Raw genomic sequence first — 17,178 nt, forward strand, 5'->3', positions numbered from 1 at the left:
ATGAGCAAAACTGCGGAATCGGTATGGGAGAACTGTCTATCATTTATAAAGGACAATATTCAGGAGCAAGCTTACAAAACTTGGTTCGAACCGATTAAGTCAGTGGAACTCACAGACAATGCTTTATACATTCAAGTACCAAGCAAATTTTTCTATGAATGGTTAGAGGAACACTATGTAAAATTACTTAAAGTGGCCTTGACCAAAGAACTTGGAAAAAACGCAAAGTTACTGTATAAAATTAAAATGGAAAACACTTACGGCAATAAACAACCGTTTACGGAACAATTGCCAAGTGCCCATCGTAGTCCGGTTAAACCACAAGACGTAGACGCTCCCTTTAAAAACCTAAGTCCAGAACTTAAAAACCCTTTTGTAATTCCGGGAATCCGTAATTTAAAAATCGAATCACAATTAAATGCCAATTACAGCTTTGATAACTTTTTAGAAGGAGATTCAAACCGATTAGCCCGTTCTGCCGGTATGGCGGTGGCCAACAAGCCGGGTGGGACTTCTTTTAATCCATTATTAATTTTTGGTGGTGTTGGTTTAGGAAAAACACACTTAGCTCATGCAATTGGCGTAGAAATCAAAGATAAATATCCGGATAAAACGGTTTTATATATTTCTGCTGAAGTTTTCACACAACAATATATAGATTCGGTTAAGAAGAATACTCGAAATGATTTCATTCATTTTTATCAATTAATTGATGTGTTGATTATTGATGATGTGCAGTTCTTATCAGGAAAATCAGGAACGCAAGATGTATTTTTTCATATCTTTAACTTCTTACATCAAAACGGAAAACAGGTTATTTTAACCTCAGACAAAGCTCCGGTTGACATGCAGGATATTGAACAACGATTGTTGTCTCGTTTCAAATGGGGATTATCAGCAGAATTGCACCAACCTGATTATGAAACACGAATTTCAATCCTAAAAAATATTTTATATCGTGATGGTGTAGAAATGCCTGACGAAATTATAGAATATGTTGCTCGTAATATTAAATCAAATGTAAGAGAATTAGAAGGTGCTATCATCTCTTTAATTGCTCAATCTTCTTTCAATAAAAAAGAAGTTACCTTAGAATTAGCAAAAGGAGTTGTTGAGAAATTCGTTAAAAATGTAAAAAGAGAAATCTCTATCGATTATATTCAGAAAGTAGTTTCCGATTATTTTCAATTAGACATTGATACATTGCAATCCAAAACCAGAAAACGTCACGTGGTGCAAGCCAGACAATTAGCGATGTTTTTTGCTAAAAAATTCACGAAGGCTTCTTTAGCAAATATTGGTTCTCAAATTGGCGATCGCGATCACGCAACCGTTTTACACGCATGCAAAACCGTTGACAATTTGGTTACTACAGATAAACAGTTTAGAAAATTTGTGGAAGATATTCACAAAAAACTTTCCTTATAAAAAAAATAATTTCAGTATTCTTACTACCTTTGAATACTGAAATTATTTTTAAAGTATCTACATTTATGCCTACTAGAATTTTAATGGTTTGTTTGGGAAACATTTGCCGTTCGCCATTGGCAGAAGGCATTTTGGCCTCTAAACTTCCCAAAAATGACTTTTTAGTTGATTCCGCCGGAACGGGTCATTGGCATGTTGGCAATCCACCTGATAAAAGATCTATACTCACGGCAGAAAAAAACGGAATTGATATCACCAATCAACGTGGGAAATTATTCAAACCTTCTTTTTTTAAAGAATATGATTATATTTATGTAATGGACACGAATAATTATGCCGATGTAATTAAAATGGCAAAAAATGAGGATGAGAAAATGAAAGTTCAACTCATTTTAGATGAACTTTTTCCCGGTGAAAATGTCGATGTTCCAGATCCATACCACGGTATTCAAAGTAATTTTGATCAGGTTTTTGAAATGTTAGACGAGGCTTGTGATAGCATTGCGAATAAGCTTTTAGAAAAGAAATAATATGAAACCCATCACTTTTTTAGGAAAACTATATTTAATTCCAACCACTTTAGGTGAAGTTGCTCCTGATGATGTGCTGCCGCAAACTGTAAAAAGAGCAATAGATTTCATCAATGATTATGTGGTGGAAAACGAAAAAACTGCACGTAAATTCATCAAATCGATCAATCCTGAAAAAGTGCAAGCAAATCTCAGAATTAATGTATTGAATAAGCACACCGAGATTTCAGAACACAACGTAATGATTAAACCGTGTTTAGAAGGAAGAAATGTGGGTTTAATGAGTGAAGCAGGTTGCCCAGGTGTTGCCGATCCGGGAGCTGTAATTGTAAAATTAGCTCACGAAAAAGGAATTCAAGTAGTGCCTTTGGTTGGACCATCTTCTATCCTACTCGCTTTAATGGGTTCCGGAATGAACGGACAAAGTTTTGCCTTCAATGGCTATTTGCCAATTGATAAAAGTGAAAAGAAATCAGCCTTAAAAAATTTGGAAAGATTATCGTTCGAAAAAAATCAGGCTCAGCTATTTATTGAAACTCCTTATCGTAACAACAAATTATTAGAAGATATTTTGCAATCGCTTCAAAATTCTACTCGACTTTGTATTGCAACGGATATTACTTTACCAACCGAATTCATTAAAACACTTTCTATAAACGACTGGAAAAAAACAAAGGTCGATTTACACAACCGACCTACTATTTTTATTATACAAAAATCGTAGAAAGTCCTTTTTTATTCGACACATATGAAAAAGAATCAAGTATAGAAGATAATTTTAAATTATGATAAAAATATTCGAGTATGAAAGATTATTTCAGCAAATTTTAAGCAAATCTAATTTAAATACCTACAACCTTGTAAGTTTCAAAAAATCTTGATTAGCGTCTAAAAACATCCCTAAATTGATATAAAAGACGTTCGATTAATCTTAAATCTTCTGTAATGATGTCTGCTGTTCCAGACATTTCTTGTTGAAAGTTGATTTGTTTTTGATATGAAGTTTGCAAACCATCGGGTAAAGAAATATCAAGCAATAAATTACCTTCCTTGTCTGGAATTAACGAAATTGATTTTACTTTCCCTGTTATAATTCCAAATTCTCTGTCGGGATAATTGGCTAATCTGATTTGAACTTCCTGATTAATTTTTAATTTTCCTGAATTTTGAGCAGGTGCCTTTACTTTTCCAACAAAATTTTTATGAGTTGTAGGAATAATAGAAAACACATTATCACCAATATTTACAAATTGATTTTCTGACCAAACTTGCAAAAAGGTTACTTCACCTGCTATTGTGGATCGCAAAACATATGCTTGCTCCCAATCTGAAATTGATTTTTTGAGTTGATTAAAGGCTTGGATTGTATTTCGGTAAAGGTTGATATCATCTTTTGATTTATTTACTTGAGTATTTTGACTATTTTTATTCAAATCATTGATGGATGATTTTGTTTGAGAAATTTGTGAAGATAGATTTCTGATATTTTTCTCCTGTTGCAGGTAATCAATATTTTTGGTTTCCCATTCTTGTGCTGAAATCACGCCTTTTTGATGCAACAATTTAAAACGTTCTAATTCTTTCTTTTTTAAACTTAATTCAGTTTGACCAATTTCTTTTTGTTCTAATAACAATTGTAAACGTTCTTTGAGTTGTTTCGATTCATATTGTTGAGCGTTTCCATCAATAGAATAGGGTTTTAAATCTTTATATTGGATGTAGTTCAAATATTCTTTCTCTAATAAAGCAAAAGCAGTTTCGATATTTCCTAATTGCAAAGGAGGAAGATTTTCAAAAGGAAACGAAAGACCATCAGCATTTATTTTCACCGAATCAATATGAGCTTTCAATAAAAAAACATCTTTATAATTAGCCGTATTTTCAATAACCGCAAGCGGGGTATTCTTTTCTATCTTCTGACGGTCAGTAATTAGAATTTTCTCAATCCTTCCTGAACTATTTGCTACTAACTTTTCCGGTGGAAGTGTTGTAGTTACAATGATGTCAGTTTTTATAATATCTGGATATTTAACTAACCACGAGACTAAAAATAACGAAAGTAGCAGTGCTAAAATAACGAGATTTCCCCATCGAATCATCCAATGAGGTATTCGTGTTAAGATTTCTTGTACTTCCTCGCTTCTTAATTCTATTTCTTTATAGTCAGGCATATTAATTTCCTAATTGAAGTTGATTTTTAACTAATTCATAATAATTTCCTTTGAGAGAAATCAACTCTTTATGCGTTCCAGTTTCAATGATTTTTCCTTTATCTAAAACCACAATTTGGTCTGCATTCATTACGGTACTCAATCGATGAGCTATAATTACGACGGTTTTGTTTTTGAAAAATGAATCTAATTTTTCAATGATTTCCTTCTCATTATTAGCATCCAAAGCACTGGTAGCTTCGTCAAAAAACAACATCTCCGGGTTTTTATAAACAGCTCTTGCGATGAGTAATCGTTGTTTTTGACCTGTACTCATTCCAATTCCTTCTGCTCCAATTTTTGTGTTGTAACCCAATGGTAAACTGTCAATAAATGATTTTATATTCGCTACATCACTCGCATATTGCAGTCTTTTTTTATCAATAACGTCAACTCCAATAGCTATATTTCCAGCGATTGTATCGTTAAAAATATAACCTTCCTGCATCACGGTACCGATGTGACTTCGCCAAGTTTTTTGGGAAATAGTATTCAAATTAAAGTTTGCATAATTAATTTCACCTGAAATAGGTTCATAAAACTTTAAAAGCAGTTTCATGAGCGTTGTTTTACCACTTCCACTCACGCCTACAATGGCTGTGACTTTGTTTGCGGGAATCGTTAGAATAAGATTCTCCAATACTTGAGTATCTGAACCGGTATAGCGAAAAGTAACATCTTTTAAAACAATGTCTGCATTTTCAGGGATTTCAGTTACTTGCTTTTCACTATTTGCCGTTTCATCTTCTTTATCATGTATCTCAGACAATCGAACAAGTGATATTTTGGCATCTTGCACTTCGCGAATAAAATTTATAAGCTGAACAATTGGTCCGTTTAGATTTCCAACAATTGCGGTAATGGCCATCATCATCCCTAAGGTAATTTGACCGTCTATGACCAATTTAGCAGATAGAAAAATGATAATGATATTTTTAAGTTCATTTATAAAATTGGAACCAATGTTTTGCGTTTGCTCCAACACTAAACTCTTCATCGAAACTTTAAATAATCGTGCTTGAACATATTCCCAGCCCCAACGTTTTTGTTTTTCGGCATTGTGCAATTTGATTTCTTGCATTCCGTTAATGAGTTCAATTACTTTGCTTTGCTCTTGGCTTACCTCGGCAAAACGTTTATAATCTAGCGTTTCTCTTCTTTTTAAAAATAAAATAATCCACAAAAAATAGAAAAAACTTCCGATGAAAAAAACAGCAAATATTTTTAAATTATAATATGCCAAAACACCGCCCATGATAATCATATTCACAACCGAAAATAAAACGTTGAGTGATGAATTGGTTAGAATTCGTTCGATTCGGTTGTGATCGTTGATCCGTTGCATAATATCTCCGGTCATTCTCACATCAAAAAAAGAAATGGGTAAGTTCATTAATTTGATAAAAAAGTCAGATATCAAAGAAATATTTATACGAGTTGATAAGTGCAATAAAATCCAACTTCTAATAAATTCTAAAGCCGTTTTACCAAAAAATAAAACCAACTGAGCGATTAAAACCAAATAAATAAAATGTATATTTTGATTTTGAATTCCAACATCTACTACACTTTGAGTAAGAAACGGAAAAATTAGCTGCAATAAACTACCCGCTAACAATCCAATAGCCAATTGAATCAGAAAAGATTTGTATTTAAAAACATATTGGAATAAAAATTGAAATCCAAAGGATTTATTTTCTTCTTTTTCAAACGATTCTTGATAAAACTTTGGTGTAGTTTCTAATAGCAAGGCAATACCTTCTTCGGTGGTTGTAGTGGCATTATTTCCAATCCAGCATTTTAAAAAATCTTCTTGGTTATATTCAATTAATCCGTGGGCAGGATCAGAGATAAAATAGTTGCTTTTTTTTATTTTATAAAGTACTACATAATGATTGTTATTCCAATGAAGTATGCAAGGTAATGGAGCCTCTTTAAGTTTTTCTAAGGATACTTTTACACCTAATGTTCTAAAGCCTATTTGTTCTGCTGCTTCACTTAATAACAACAAATTGCTTCCTTCTCTGGTAGTTTCAGAAAGTTGACGTAATGTTTGGATATTAATTGTTTTGCCATAATGCTTGGCGATTATTTTTAGGCAGGTGGGACCGCAGTCTTTTGAGTCGGGTTGTTTGTAAAAGGGAAAGTTTGACATTAAAATTATTCTGCTAGATATTTGTTTATCTCTTTGTATAACTTTTCTCTTTCCGATGGTCGTGGTGCATCAGAATTTACCAACTCACCCTTTTTATTATAAATCAAATAAAATGGGATTTCGTTTTTAGGTTTAATTTTTTTAAATAACTCATCCTTTTCAATTTCAATTATATAATAATTTCTATCAGACTCAATGATACCGTCTTTTTTTATTGCTTTTTCACAATCTTCCTTGTTTAAGTCCATGGTTATATATAAAAATATAACATCTTCCGGAGGATATTCTTTCTTAATCTCTTTCATTTTTTTTATCTCCTTTCTACAAGGAGCACACCAACTTGCCCAAAAATCAACATAGATAACTTTTCCTTCATACTTTTTTAGAATCGAGCTATATGTTTCCTTAGGCTTAAATGATGGATCTATTTGTGCATAATTAACATTATGAACAAAAAGTAAAAAAATAATTATTCTAAATACATTTGAAAGTAAAAGTTTTTTTGTAAAATCCATTCTAATTTATTTGAGTTATATATAAATGATTTATGCTTTTCATTCCTTTTTCTTTTTGTGCTAACAGATGGAACTGCCGATATTATTCCTTCTCTTGTGGATATAAACTGTTGTGGATAATCAGCATCATCCAATGTCTCAAAAACAATAAAAACCCCCTTTTTAGGAACAGAAATATCAAGATTTTCAACATCCAGTGTAAACCAATTATTCTTATTATAATCATTTCTCAATATTCCAAAATCATATAAAAGCTGATCTGGTAAATAATAATTATCATCAGTTGTGAATAATTTTAATCTAAAAGGGAGGTATTTTAAATTTTTAGCTCCGTATAAATCAATAAGCTTTATTTTAATTCTTCTAATTTTAGTTAGACTTAAAGAGTCTTTAATATCTAGTTTATTTGGTTTAATTAGATTAGCTATTTTAGTATTATGCGACAAATTAACATGATAAGGTAATGGATTTATATTTAATCTTTGCTTCTGTTTTTGATTTAAAACAACTTCATCTAGTGAAACTGTTTTAGGCCATAAATAAATTACATTATTGTAGTTTTTTAAATTCTGCTTTTCAATACAAACCTTTATGAAGCTAACATGTGAAAAACAAATCTTATCATAATCTTTTATAGATGAAATATTAAATATTCCATCTTTATCATTGTTAAAAACTTTAATTGTATCTAGATTCTTTAGAAAAACAATATTTACATCATATAAAAGTTCTTCATTCACTTTATTTAAAATTTTATAGTTTTCAGTTTGAGAATAAACTATAAGGGCACAAAAAAAAAGTAATAGAGAAAATAGAGGTTTTCTATTTTTCAAAAAACCTCTATTTATTAAAGAACTAAAATTATTAACCCCAAACACTACAACCTCCCCATCCAGTTACCTCTCCAATTCCAATACCCAAAAAAGTTCTAGTACATGTCCATTCACAAGAATAACCAACAGCTTCTCCACCACTGTAAATTATTTGTTCATTCCCAGTTAATGTACAATTTCTTCTTCCGCTTCCTTCAATCTTTTTTAATTCAGTTTTATTCAAAACTGTAACCCCTTCTAAATTCAAAATTGATTTTTTCATAATCTAATAATTATTTATTTAAATTTTTCCTCAATCCTTTAAAGTCAGTTGAGTTTCTGACTACTCTTGCAAGAATATTTTTATCTAATGGTTTTTGATTATTTTCAATGATTATTTTCTTCTATTAAATCTGTAATAAAATAGTTCAAATCTTGGAGTTCATATTCTTTTGGAAATAGTTTTTGATTGATAATTATTACAGGGGTATAACTAAAGTTATTTAACAAACACCAATCATAATACTCATGCATCAAATTAACAGTTTCACTAGAAACATTGTTTATTTTCCATTTATTTTTCCATTTTTCTAATTCAAAATTGTGAATATGCCAATCAGAAATGGCTTCAAAAAGCTTGTCTGATTTAGTAATATTCATCTCTGTCAAAGTTTCTACGACAACGTTAAATGGATTTTCTTTATTATTTGGGTTTATATTAAAAATAATATCCACAGTAATTGAATCAGAATTATTTTGTATTAGTGTGATTACATCTTTAAATATTTTATGACAATGAAAACATGATGGACTTAGTAATAAACATATTTTTATTGGAGCATTCGAATTTCCCAAATTGATTTTCTTTAAACTATTAAATGCTTCTGCATTTAAAATTGGTTTCGTTAAAAAATTAAAGACACTATAGTTTCTTTTAATCTTTCTCAATTGATAAATTTCATTACTTTGTTTGTTTATTTTCTCTAAATTATCTTTAATTAAAAACCATAATAAACTAACCGCTAAAGTTGATAAGATATATACAATTAAACCTTGAAATGTCAAACTAGATATTGATGAATAAATTATAAAAAACATCCCTAAAGAAAGTAAACTAAAAGAAATCAATAAACAAAGTGTACACCATTTTTTTAATTTAATTTTCTGAATCCAAATTGTATAAAGGATTATTGGAAATGCAAACAAACTAATAAATCCAATCAAATTAGTTATCCCTGTTTCAAAAAATATACTAAGAAATCCTGCCCCAAAAAAGATTATTGGCAAGTCAATAAAACTCAACCATTTGTTTATCTTAGAATAAGATGAAGCAAATACTTTATTACACGAAACAGATGAATTAAAATTACAAAAGTTTGAAACTAATTTTTCATTAATACCAAAACTCTCATTAACAATCAATATACTAAGCAAAAAACCCATCACAACGACAGAAGTTATTAGCAAACTGTAAATATCAAGTTCTTTAAAAAATAATAGTAATAGAAATGGTATAAAAACGAGTAGTCCATTTTTTAGATAATTAAAAGTCTTATTATAATGTAAACCTTTCGATTCTTTCTCATTAGGTTCAATTCCAACAAACAATCCATCCCAATTTACTATAAAATCATCCTTTTTAAATTGAAACTCTTTTAAATTATCAGATTCAATTAAAACAAAATCGTTATGCTTTGAAACTAAAACAAACTCATTTCCAAAAAAGGTCATAAACTTTTGAGGCAATTCAACAAACTTATCTTTTGGAACATAAGCAGCAATATTCTCAATTCTCAGAGAATCAAAAGAATCTGTAATTGCATAAAGACTTGGGTAGTTGGGATGAGACAAATATAAATCTCTGAAATTATCTATTAAATCAGAATAATTATTAATATTCAAGTATTTTGAAACAACATTTAACATCTAATTCCCATTTTGGCTTAAACTTTAACAAAGCTACAAATTATCTTAAAAGTAAGAATAGCTTTGTTATTTCAAAAATAAATAAAAAATAATAGCATGCAAAAAAATAAAATGAAATTCCTATGATTTTTTTATGCACCTATTCCTGCATAATATTGCATAATGAGATAATAATATCTTTGTGAAAATAAGTTATATAATGGAACATCAAAAACTCATTCAAGCTCGAAAATCGAAAGGATTTACTCAAGAACAAATGGCTTCAAATATTGCTATGGAACAAACAACTTATTCAAGAAAGGAAAGAGGTAAATCGCCAATATCGGATGAAGAATGGCAACGATTTGCGAAAACACTCGATGTAACTGTTGAAGAAATAAAAGAGAGTCAACAACCAAATTTAAAAAATGAACATTGTACTTTTCAATACAATAGCATTGGAATACAATTTATTTCTATACCTCAAGAAGTTTTAGATACTATTTTGAAATATAATAAGAAACTCGAAGAAGAAAACGAAAAATTAAAAAATGAAATAAAAAAAGCAGGTCAATTTTAAATTAACCTGCTAACTTTATCTTCAATATTAATATTTAATTGCTTTTCACTTTCGCATTTTTGTTTGCCACAATATGCGATGTGTCATACCCTCCAAATTTTTTGATATAACTTTTGATAGAAGTTCCAAAACCGTCTGTAATACTTCGGTTTCCGTTGCTTTTTAAAAATTTCTTTACAGAACCTGCTCCGCCTAAGTGAGCAGCAGCTAGCAATCCGGATTCGGTAATTGTTACACCTTTAATAACTTTACCCTCATATTTTTCAATTTCATCACGAAGAATCCATTTGTTTATCGAAGCTAAGGCGTTGAATGCTTTTTCTTGTAGTTTTGGAGAATTCATAAATGTTAGACTATCACGAACACCAATAGTTCGCAATGTTCCCATACCAAATTGGTATTTTCCCATATATCCAAAGGAATTTACCAAATGATATTTTCCTTGTGATTCTTTAAAAGCTAAGGCCTGTTTAAAACCGGCATAGGTTTTTCCGGTTTGTGGGAATATTACGTTTGTATATTCCAATTCTTCTGCAGTGGGAACGGTGTAATGTAAAACCTCATCCGATTCATTTACATAAAACCAATTCAAATTCTCAAATTTATATGGTTTAAAACCTGTAGTAATTACGCCTACAATCAAGGCTATACAAGAATAAAAATACCATTTTTTCGACATATATGTTTATTTCTCAAGCTCTGTCACCATCTTGAATTTCACGGTGCAAATATACGTATTTTTATTAGAAAATTGACTATCAACAAGTTAAACTTTTCTAAAAGTAGAAAATGTGAAATTTAGACTTCCCTAAACTATTGATTTCAAACGTTGGAGCTGGAATTTTGATGGTATTAAAAAGTGAAAAAATGGTCTTTAAAAAATGTGAATTGGTGTCAATTTTAGATAAATCAACGTCAAAACTCAAGTAGAATTGACGAAATCTGTCGTCATTTAGAAACAAATTGTTTTTTTGAGAAGATAGCATGTCCTCTGCTCCGTACCCAACAGCTAAATTTAACCATTTTGGTATCTTTGATTTTTTCGCAAACGAATGAATATTCGCTGACAACCAATACGTTTGACCATTATAATCTTTCAGAATTTGTTCGCTGAAACTTTCACCCAATAATTCCGGTCGTTGAATTGCGTATTTGGTTGTATGAAAAGAGAATTTCGGAATAATCCGTTGCTCATCCCACACTAATTCTTGAGAAACATATAAAGCGGTTCCGGTAGCATTGGCAGCTACATCACCCCAAGAAAATCCCCATTCGGCGGAGTAACCATCAAAAACCTCAACGGCTGTCAGAAAAACAAAGCCATAACCGGCACCATAAATCAACTGATTTTTTTTGGAAACTCCGCTCCAAGCGAGCATTTCAGCACTCATTCGACCTAAATGATAGGAAGAATACACATGTCCGGCTTTGTCCATTTGAAGCCAATCAGCATTATCATTTTTAAAATGAAAGGACGATTTTTCGTAATCCGCATACCAAAGTTGGTTTAATCCAATTAAAGCAGCAGAAATTAAAACTGCTTCTGAAACGATAACTAAATTTCTTCTTTTTAGATTTAAGGTATCGGAAGGTTCTAAGAATTCATTTAAACCAGATTGAGCAACTGAACTATTTGAAAATAGCAAAAAAATTATAAAAACTATGAAAACAGAATTTTTCAATTAGTTACCGGAAGTTTGAGCATTCAACCAAGCAGCGTATTTTCTGGCGTTGACATTATGTTGTTCCAATGTGGTCGCGAACTCGTGATAACCAAAACGTTCGACACTGGCACAGAAATAAATAAAATCGTGTTGTTCGGGATTTAAAACGGCATCAATAGCATTGACATCTGCCATAAAAATAGGTCCGGGTGGCAAGCCTGCATTTCGATAGGTATTGTATGGAGATTCAACTTCCAAATGTTTATAATACACTCTTTTGATCACTTGATTGAAGTCATTTGCTACTAATTTATAAGCATAAATTACCGTTGGATCAGCTTGCAAAGGCATTCCAATATTCATTCGATTCAAATAAACTTTTGCAACTCGAGGTCTTTCTTCCACTTTTGCTGTTTCTTTATGAACGATTGAGGCTAAAATAGAAACTTCAATTGGCGTTAAACCCAATTTTTCAGCCTTGGCTTTTCGTTCATCATTCCAAAATCGAAAATATTCTTTTGCCATTTGATTTCTGAATTTTTCTGCTGAGGTATCCCAGTAAAATTCAAATGTGTTGGGCAATAATAATGTAAAAACCGTTTCTTCAGTAAAACCATTTTCTTCTAAAAATTTTGGGTTTTTAAAAGCTTGCAATAGCTGAATACTATCTGCTTCAATTTGAGAAGAAATTCGTCCTGCAAAATTTTCCAATCGTTCTTGGTTGTTGAAAGTTACTCGAACGGGAACACTTCTTCGCAAAGCAGAAACAATGGAGTTGGTATTCATATTTTTAGTTAATTCAAATTTTCCGGCTTTCACTTCCGTGGAATATCCTCTGCGATTGGCCAAGGTTTCAAACTTATCCATATCTTTTAAATATGGAGAAACGATGGCTTTTACTTCTTCAAAATTGGCATTTGTTGGAACAAAAACAGTTACTTTTTCTTCCGAAAAGCTTGTATTTGGTGTAAAAACAATTTGATAGACTTTAAAACCAAAATAAGCAACTACCAATAAAATCACTAAGGATATATAGAGAATTATCTTTTTAAAATTCATTTTTACTAAACTATTTTTTTATAATTAATTGATATAATGCTTCGTCTGAATAATCTCCGTCACTAAAAATCCAATCTTTTTTTATTCCGATCAATTCAAAACCAAAGGAAGTGAATAAGGTTTTACTAGCCAAATTAGTCACAGAAATATTGGCAAAAAGTTGATGAATGTGCAAATAATTTTTCGCGTAAGCAATGAGTAATTCCAACGCTTCTTTTCCAAAACCTAAACTTCTATCTTCTGGATTTTGGATGACAATTCCAATTCCGGCTCGATTATTTTTTGGATCAAAATCAAATAAATCAATCAAACCAATGGCTTCAAACGTTTCATTTTTACAAATGGCTAAACGCAATTGCTTGGCTTCGTAAATATCCTTGTGAGCATTTTCCAGATAACTTTTGATTAAAAACATACTGTATGGCATTTGTGTTTGACTAACTTCCCACACAGAAGTGTCATTTTCCAATCGATAGACAAACTCCAAATCATCGGGTTCTAAAGCTCTTAAATAGACGTGTTTTCCTTGTAATGAACTCATTTTATATCGTAGCTAATTCAATTTTTCCTTCAAAAACAAAGGTTGCCGGTCCGATTAGAAAAACATCTGTGTAATTATTTCCTTCTTTATTAAAAGTGACTTTTAATTCGCCACCTTCTACTAATAATGAAATTTCGTTGGAAGTTGTTTTTCCGATAGCATTCATCGCAATGGCTGCTGCTGTAACGCCTGTTCCACACGATAAAGTTTCATCTTCTACTCCTCTTTCATACGTTCGGACAGCATATAACGAATCAGATATCGCTTCCACAAAATTGACATTACTTCCCGGTTTTCCATACAAATCACTGTATCGAATTTGGCTACCAATTTCTTTTACAGGAACCGATTTTACATCGTCCACTAACGTAATATGATGAGGCGATCCGGTGTTCAAAAACACATAATCAGAAGTCATTTTTATTTCATCCACATTTTTCATTTGAAGCGAAACTGTTCCATCAACTGAAATTTTGGCATAATGTTCTCCGTCCACTGCTATAAAAGTAGTTTCGTTATCAATGACATTCAATTGCTTCGCAAAAGCCACGATACATCGGCCACCGTTTCCGCACATCGAACTTTCATTACCATCCGAGTTGTAATAGACCATTTTAAAATCTGAAATTTTGTCATTTTCGAGTAATATCAAACCGTCAGCACCGATTCCGAAACGTCTGTCGCAGAGCTGTTTGATGAGTTTGGTATTATTTTTGGAGAAAACTTCTTGACGATTATCAATCATAATGAAGTCGTTTCCCGTTCCTTGGTATTTAAAAAATTGAATGGTCATTTTTGAATAATATAGAATACAAAAGTACAATTATTTTAAAGAAAAGTTAAGGTCTGTTAAAGAGCGTTAAACCTAATTTATCGAAACAATAAAACATATAAATTTACATTAATAAACTAAAATTAGATTATCTATGAAAAACGTAACCAATTTATTTTTAGTATCCTTATTTAGTGGTGTTATCACGTTAGGAACGTACAAATTATTTATTGAAGAAAATTCAATTACAAGCAAAAACATTGTGACAACCGCACCGATGTTTGCGACTAAAAATGTTGGCCTTTCAGCAGAAACTGTCGATTTTACGGAAGCGGCCGGGTCAGCTTTAAATCAAGTTGTTCACGTTAAAAATGTTTCATACCGAACCGTTTATAATCCAATTGAATTTATGTACGGTCACAGAGGTGGTCAACAGCAACAACAAATCGGGACCGGTTCGGGCGTAATTATCTCAGAAGATGGTTATGTGGTGACAAATAATCACGTAATTCAAGGGGCAACTGAATTAGAAATTACCTTAAACAATAAAAAAACATATCCCGCCAAATTAATTGGAACCGATTCTAAAATGGATATTGCGTTGCTTAAAGTGGAAACCGATGAAAAATTACCTTATGCCATTTTTGCTGATTCAGATCAAGTTAAAGTGGGCGAATGGGTTTTGGCAGTTGGAAATCCATATAACCTAAACTCTACTGTGACGGCCGGAATTGTTTCGGCGAAAGCCAGAAATTTAGATACAAGTGGAATTCAATCGTTCATTCAAACCGATGCAGTTGTAAATCCCGGAAACAGTGGTGGTGCGTTGGTGAACACGCGTGGCGAATTAGTTGGAATCAATACGATGATTTCATCAAACACCGGAAGTTATGTTGGTTATTCGTTTGCTGTTCCTTCTAATATTACTCGAAAAATTATCGAAGATATTATGGAATATGGAAATGTTCAACGTGGAATTTTGGGCATTGAAGGAAGAGAATTAAACGGTGCAGCTTCCAAAGAATTGAATCTTACCGAATCCCAAGGATTTTATGTGAATAAAGTAACAAAAAATTCCGGTGCAGAAAAAGCAGGAATCAAATCAGGTGACGTGATTTTGAAATTAGACAATCAAAATGTGACTTCGTTTGCAGAACTTTCCGGTTATGTAAATACGAAACGACCGAATGATGAAATAAATGTAACAGTGAATCGTGATGGAAGAAGATTAGTAATTCCGGTGAAATTAACCAAAAAAGAATTATTGAATTATGAATTTTACGGATTGGAATTGGAAGATTTGGAACCAGCCGATAAACAACGATTCAAATTAAAACAAGGCGTTAAAATCAAAGATATTACCAATGAAAAATTGGTACCTTATGCCGAAGAATTAAAAGGAAGTATCATTTTGAGTATTGATGGTGTGAAAGCCATCGATGTTGAAACTATTTCAAGAGGCTTAGGAAGCAAAACCGAAAAAGAAGGCGTTCGTGTTGAACTAATGCTCAGAAATGGTCAAGTAATGCGAGTGATATTATAAATTAGGTTAAAGTTAGGGTAGTCCTGCAAAGTCGGAATTTGATTTTGCAGGATTTTTTTATTCTGGCAATGTGTTTTTATAAACTGTTCCATTTTTCATTATCAATAAAAAATTCTTTTCCGGATCTTCTATTAATTTGATATTTTCTATTGGATTTCCATCCACTAATAGTAAATCGGCATAAGCTCCTTCTTCAATTACGCCTAATTTCCCTTGACGGTATGGACTTCGTAAACCTGAAAAAGCCAACAATTCTCCGTTGGTTGAAGTGGCCATTTTCAGAACCTCAAAAGGTGTGTACCATTTTGTTAGCTTCGCTAATTTTGCTCCTTGACGAGCAGCAAGTTTAGCATTAAATAAACAATCGGTACCAAATGCTACTTTTATATTGTATTTTTTAGCTAACTTATAAGCATTGTCAGTTCCGTTAGAAACCATAAGTTGTTTTGCTCTATTTTCGCTTCCTTCCGGTTGAGGATTCGCATCTTCATCATCTAAAAAAGGTTGAAGACACAACCAAGCTCCTTTTTCTGCAATCAGTTTCGCTGTAGGTTCATCAATTAATTGACCGTGTTCTACACATTTTACGCCTGCATTTATCGCTCTGGTTATTGCTTTTGGAGTGTAGGCGTGAATCGTAACATACGTTCCCCAATTTTCGGCGGCATCAACAGCTGCTTTAAATTCGGCTTCCGAATATTGGGTTACATCAATGGGATCGTAATGCGATGACACTCCCCCGCCCGCCATCAATTTAATTTGGGAAGCACCTTGACGTAACTGTTCACGAACTCTCATCGTAACTTGATCCGGCCCATCGGCAATTTGGGTCATATTATTAATTTCCATATAGGATAAATCTCGACCAAATTTTCTAGGTACATCAGTAGGAAAACCAAAATCTCCGTGACCACCTGATTGAGAAATTGTAGCTCCACTTGGGAAAATTCGTGGTCCGGTAACAAAACCTTCATCAATGGCTCTTTTTAACCCAAATGAATTTCCCCCCACATCACGTACACTTGTGAAACCTCGCATTAATTGTTGTTCTGCTGCTTTTCCTGCATATAAATTAATGTATGAAAAATCAGCAGTCATCAATACTTGAATAGGCATCGCATCCATCAACATATGAGCATGAGCATCAATTAACCCAGGCATTAAAAATTTTCCTTTTCCATCAATAATTGTTGTTCTTCCACTTTTGTTAGTCACAATTGGACTTGTTGAAATTGTCTTTATCAGATTATTTTCGATTAATACATTACCAACAAGTAATTTCGATTCTTTTCCATTAAAAATGGAAACGTTATTGATGAGAATGTAATTTTGAGCATCCAAAACAGAAAAATGCAATAGAATGCATAAAAAAAGAATTATGTTTTTTTTCATAATCAAAAAGATGAAGTTGGACAAATTTTAAATTTTCCAAAAATTAATATTCATAGTAAATTTAGTTAAAAT

Annotated in this window: 17 protein-coding genes; 5 read left to right on the top strand and 12 right to left on the bottom strand. The window is 31.9% G+C overall.

All coding sequences use genetic code 11. From position 1 onward, the window contains the following. From dnaA to M0M57_RS00015, 3 genes are all read left to right on the top strand, one after another. Nucleotides 1-1,428: a chromosomal replication initiator protein DnaA gene (gene dnaA / locus M0M57_RS00005; RefSeq protein WP_248434232.1), complete on the top strand. Its 1,428-nt coding sequence runs from the start codon at nucleotides 1-3 to the stop codon at nucleotides 1,426-1,428. A gap of 65 nt (nucleotides 1,429-1,493) precedes the next feature. Continuing rightward, complete coding sequence (locus tag M0M57_RS00010) at nucleotides 1,494-1,958, top strand: low molecular weight protein-tyrosine-phosphatase (RefSeq protein ID WP_248434233.1); 465 nt, start codon at nucleotides 1,494-1,496, stop codon at nucleotides 1,956-1,958. A 1-nt stretch (nucleotide 1,959) separates the two neighbouring features. Beyond that, nucleotides 1,960-2,682: an SAM-dependent methyltransferase gene (locus M0M57_RS00015; RefSeq protein WP_248434234.1), complete on the top strand. Its 723-nt coding sequence runs from the start codon at nucleotides 1,960-1,962 to the stop codon at nucleotides 2,680-2,682. Between the two features lie 157 nt (nucleotides 2,683-2,839). Here the strand turns inward: M0M57_RS00015 and M0M57_RS00020 are convergent, their stop codons facing one another. From M0M57_RS00020 to M0M57_RS00045, 6 genes are all read right to left on the bottom strand, one after another. Then, nucleotides 2,840-4,129: an HlyD family secretion protein gene (locus M0M57_RS00020; RefSeq protein ID WP_248434235.1), complete on the bottom strand. Its 1,290-nt coding sequence runs from the start codon at nucleotides 4,127-4,129 to the stop codon at nucleotides 2,840-2,842. Between the two features lies 1 nt (nucleotide 4,130). After that, the gene (locus M0M57_RS00025; RefSeq protein WP_248434236.1) at nucleotides 4,131-6,323 is read right to left on the bottom strand and encodes a peptidase domain-containing ABC transporter; all 2,193 of its coding nucleotides are present in this window, start codon (nucleotides 6,321-6,323) and stop codon (nucleotides 4,131-4,133) included. Between the two features lie 5 nt (nucleotides 6,324-6,328). Continuing rightward, nucleotides 6,329-6,838: a TlpA family protein disulfide reductase gene (locus tag M0M57_RS00030; RefSeq protein ID WP_248434237.1), complete on the bottom strand. Its 510-nt coding sequence runs from the start codon at nucleotides 6,836-6,838 to the stop codon at nucleotides 6,329-6,331. Continuing rightward, the gene (locus M0M57_RS00035) at nucleotides 6,793-7,671 is read right to left on the bottom strand and encodes a hypothetical protein (RefSeq protein WP_248434238.1); all 879 of its coding nucleotides are present in this window, start codon (nucleotides 7,669-7,671) and stop codon (nucleotides 6,793-6,795) included. Before M0M57_RS00035 ends, M0M57_RS00030 begins: the two co-directional genes overlap by 46 nt. A 31-nt stretch (nucleotides 7,672-7,702) precedes the next feature. Then, nucleotides 7,703-7,933, bottom strand: a complete 231-nt coding sequence (locus tag M0M57_RS00040) for a hypothetical protein (protein WP_248434239.1) — start codon at nucleotides 7,931-7,933, stop codon at nucleotides 7,703-7,705. Nucleotides 7,934-8,037: 104 nt separating this feature from the next. Continuing rightward, nucleotides 8,038-9,576, bottom strand: coding sequence for a vitamin K epoxide reductase family protein (locus tag M0M57_RS00045; protein ID WP_248434240.1), 1,539 nt, complete (start codon nucleotides 9,574-9,576; stop codon nucleotides 8,038-8,040). 199 nt (nucleotides 9,577-9,775) lie between these two features. Between M0M57_RS00045 and M0M57_RS00050 the strand changes: the two genes are divergently transcribed. Then, complete coding sequence (locus M0M57_RS00050; RefSeq protein ID WP_248434241.1) at nucleotides 9,776-10,135, top strand: helix-turn-helix transcriptional regulator; 360 nt, start codon at nucleotides 9,776-9,778, stop codon at nucleotides 10,133-10,135. Nucleotides 10,136-10,169: 34 nt separating this feature from the next. On the opposite strand, the gene M0M57_RS00055 is transcribed toward M0M57_RS00050, so the two are convergent. From M0M57_RS00055 to dapF, 5 genes are all read right to left on the bottom strand, one after another. Further along, nucleotides 10,170-10,814, bottom strand: a complete 645-nt coding sequence (locus M0M57_RS00055) for a peptidoglycan-binding protein LysM (protein WP_248434242.1) — start codon at nucleotides 10,812-10,814, stop codon at nucleotides 10,170-10,172. Nucleotides 10,815-10,911: 97 nt separating this feature from the next. Continuing rightward, nucleotides 10,912-11,817 (bottom strand): DUF2279 domain-containing protein, encoded by a 906-nt coding sequence (locus tag M0M57_RS00060; protein WP_248434243.1) that lies wholly within the window; start codon nucleotides 11,815-11,817, stop codon nucleotides 10,912-10,914. Then, nucleotides 11,818-12,858: an endolytic transglycosylase MltG gene (gene mltG / locus M0M57_RS00065; RefSeq protein ID WP_248434244.1), complete on the bottom strand. Its 1,041-nt coding sequence runs from the start codon at nucleotides 12,856-12,858 to the stop codon at nucleotides 11,818-11,820. Between the two features lie 10 nt (nucleotides 12,859-12,868). Then, on the bottom strand, nucleotides 12,869-13,399 hold the full coding sequence (locus M0M57_RS00070; RefSeq protein WP_248434245.1) for a GNAT family N-acetyltransferase: 531 nt from the start codon (nucleotides 13,397-13,399) through the stop codon (nucleotides 12,869-12,871). A gap of 1 nt (nucleotide 13,400) precedes the next feature. Continuing rightward, entirely contained in the window at nucleotides 13,401-14,192 is a 792-nt protein-coding gene (gene dapF / locus M0M57_RS00075; RefSeq protein WP_248434246.1) for a diaminopimelate epimerase, read from the bottom strand. Between the two features lie 133 nt (nucleotides 14,193-14,325). Here dapF and M0M57_RS00080 point away from each other — a divergent pair, with 133 nt between their 5' ends. Continuing rightward, entirely contained in the window at nucleotides 14,326-15,714 is a 1,389-nt protein-coding gene (locus M0M57_RS00080) for a S1C family serine protease (protein WP_248434247.1), read from the top strand. A 57-nt stretch (nucleotides 15,715-15,771) separates the two neighbouring features. Here the strand turns inward: M0M57_RS00080 and M0M57_RS00085 are convergent, their stop codons facing one another. Beyond that, nucleotides 15,772-17,106, bottom strand: coding sequence for a metal-dependent hydrolase family protein (locus tag M0M57_RS00085; RefSeq protein ID WP_248434248.1), 1,335 nt, complete (start codon nucleotides 17,104-17,106; stop codon nucleotides 15,772-15,774). Between the last annotated feature and the right edge of the window lie 72 nt (nucleotides 17,107-17,178).

The organism is Flavobacterium azooxidireducens, from assembly GCF_023195775.1.
Classification (GTDB): Bacteria; Bacteroidota; Bacteroidia; order Flavobacteriales; family Flavobacteriaceae; genus Flavobacterium; species Flavobacterium azooxidireducens.

What these genes read in the sequence shown, in the direction of transcription:
- M0M57_RS00010 (WP_248434233.1), top strand. Translation starts at nt 1,494, where the DNA reads ATGCCTACTAGAATTTTAATGGTTTGTTTGGGAAACATTTGCCGTTCG.
- dapF (WP_248434246.1), bottom strand. Translation starts at nt 14,192, where the DNA reads ATGACCATTCAATTTTTTAAATACCAAGGAACGGGAAACGACTTCATT.
- M0M57_RS00085 (WP_248434248.1), bottom strand. Translation starts at nt 17,106, where the DNA reads ATGAAAAAAAACATAATTCTTTTTTTATGCATTCTATTGCATTTTTCT.
- M0M57_RS00080 (WP_248434247.1), top strand. Translation starts at nt 14,326, where the DNA reads ATGAAAAACGTAACCAATTTATTTTTAGTATCCTTATTTAGTGGTGTT.
- M0M57_RS00070 (WP_248434245.1), bottom strand. Translation starts at nt 13,399, where the DNA reads ATGAGTTCATTACAAGGAAAACACGTCTATTTAAGAGCTTTAGAACCC.
- M0M57_RS00025 (WP_248434236.1), bottom strand. Translation starts at nt 6,323, where the DNA reads ATGTCAAACTTTCCCTTTTACAAACAACCCGACTCAAAAGACTGCGGT.
- M0M57_RS00055 (WP_248434242.1), bottom strand. Translation starts at nt 10,814, where the DNA reads ATGTCGAAAAAATGGTATTTTTATTCTTGTATAGCCTTGATTGTAGGC.
- M0M57_RS00045 (WP_248434240.1), bottom strand. Translation starts at nt 9,576, where the DNA reads ATGTTAAATGTTGTTTCAAAATACTTGAATATTAATAATTATTCTGAT.
- dnaA (WP_248434232.1), top strand. Translation starts at nt 1, where the DNA reads ATGAGCAAAACTGCGGAATCGGTATGGGAGAACTGTCTATCATTTATA.
- M0M57_RS00015 (WP_248434234.1), top strand. Translation starts at nt 1,960, where the DNA reads ATGAAACCCATCACTTTTTTAGGAAAACTATATTTAATTCCAACCACT.
- M0M57_RS00020 (WP_248434235.1), bottom strand. Translation starts at nt 4,129, where the DNA reads ATGCCTGACTATAAAGAAATAGAATTAAGAAGCGAGGAAGTACAAGAA.
- M0M57_RS00040 (WP_248434239.1), bottom strand. Translation starts at nt 7,933, where the DNA reads ATGAAAAAATCAATTTTGAATTTAGAAGGGGTTACAGTTTTGAATAAA.
- mltG (WP_248434244.1), bottom strand. Translation starts at nt 12,858, where the DNA reads ATGAATTTTAAAAAGATAATTCTCTATATATCCTTAGTGATTTTATTG.
- M0M57_RS00030 (WP_248434237.1), bottom strand. Translation starts at nt 6,838, where the DNA reads ATGGATTTTACAAAAAAACTTTTACTTTCAAATGTATTTAGAATAATT.
- M0M57_RS00050 (WP_248434241.1), top strand. Translation starts at nt 9,776, where the DNA reads ATGGAACATCAAAAACTCATTCAAGCTCGAAAATCGAAAGGATTTACT.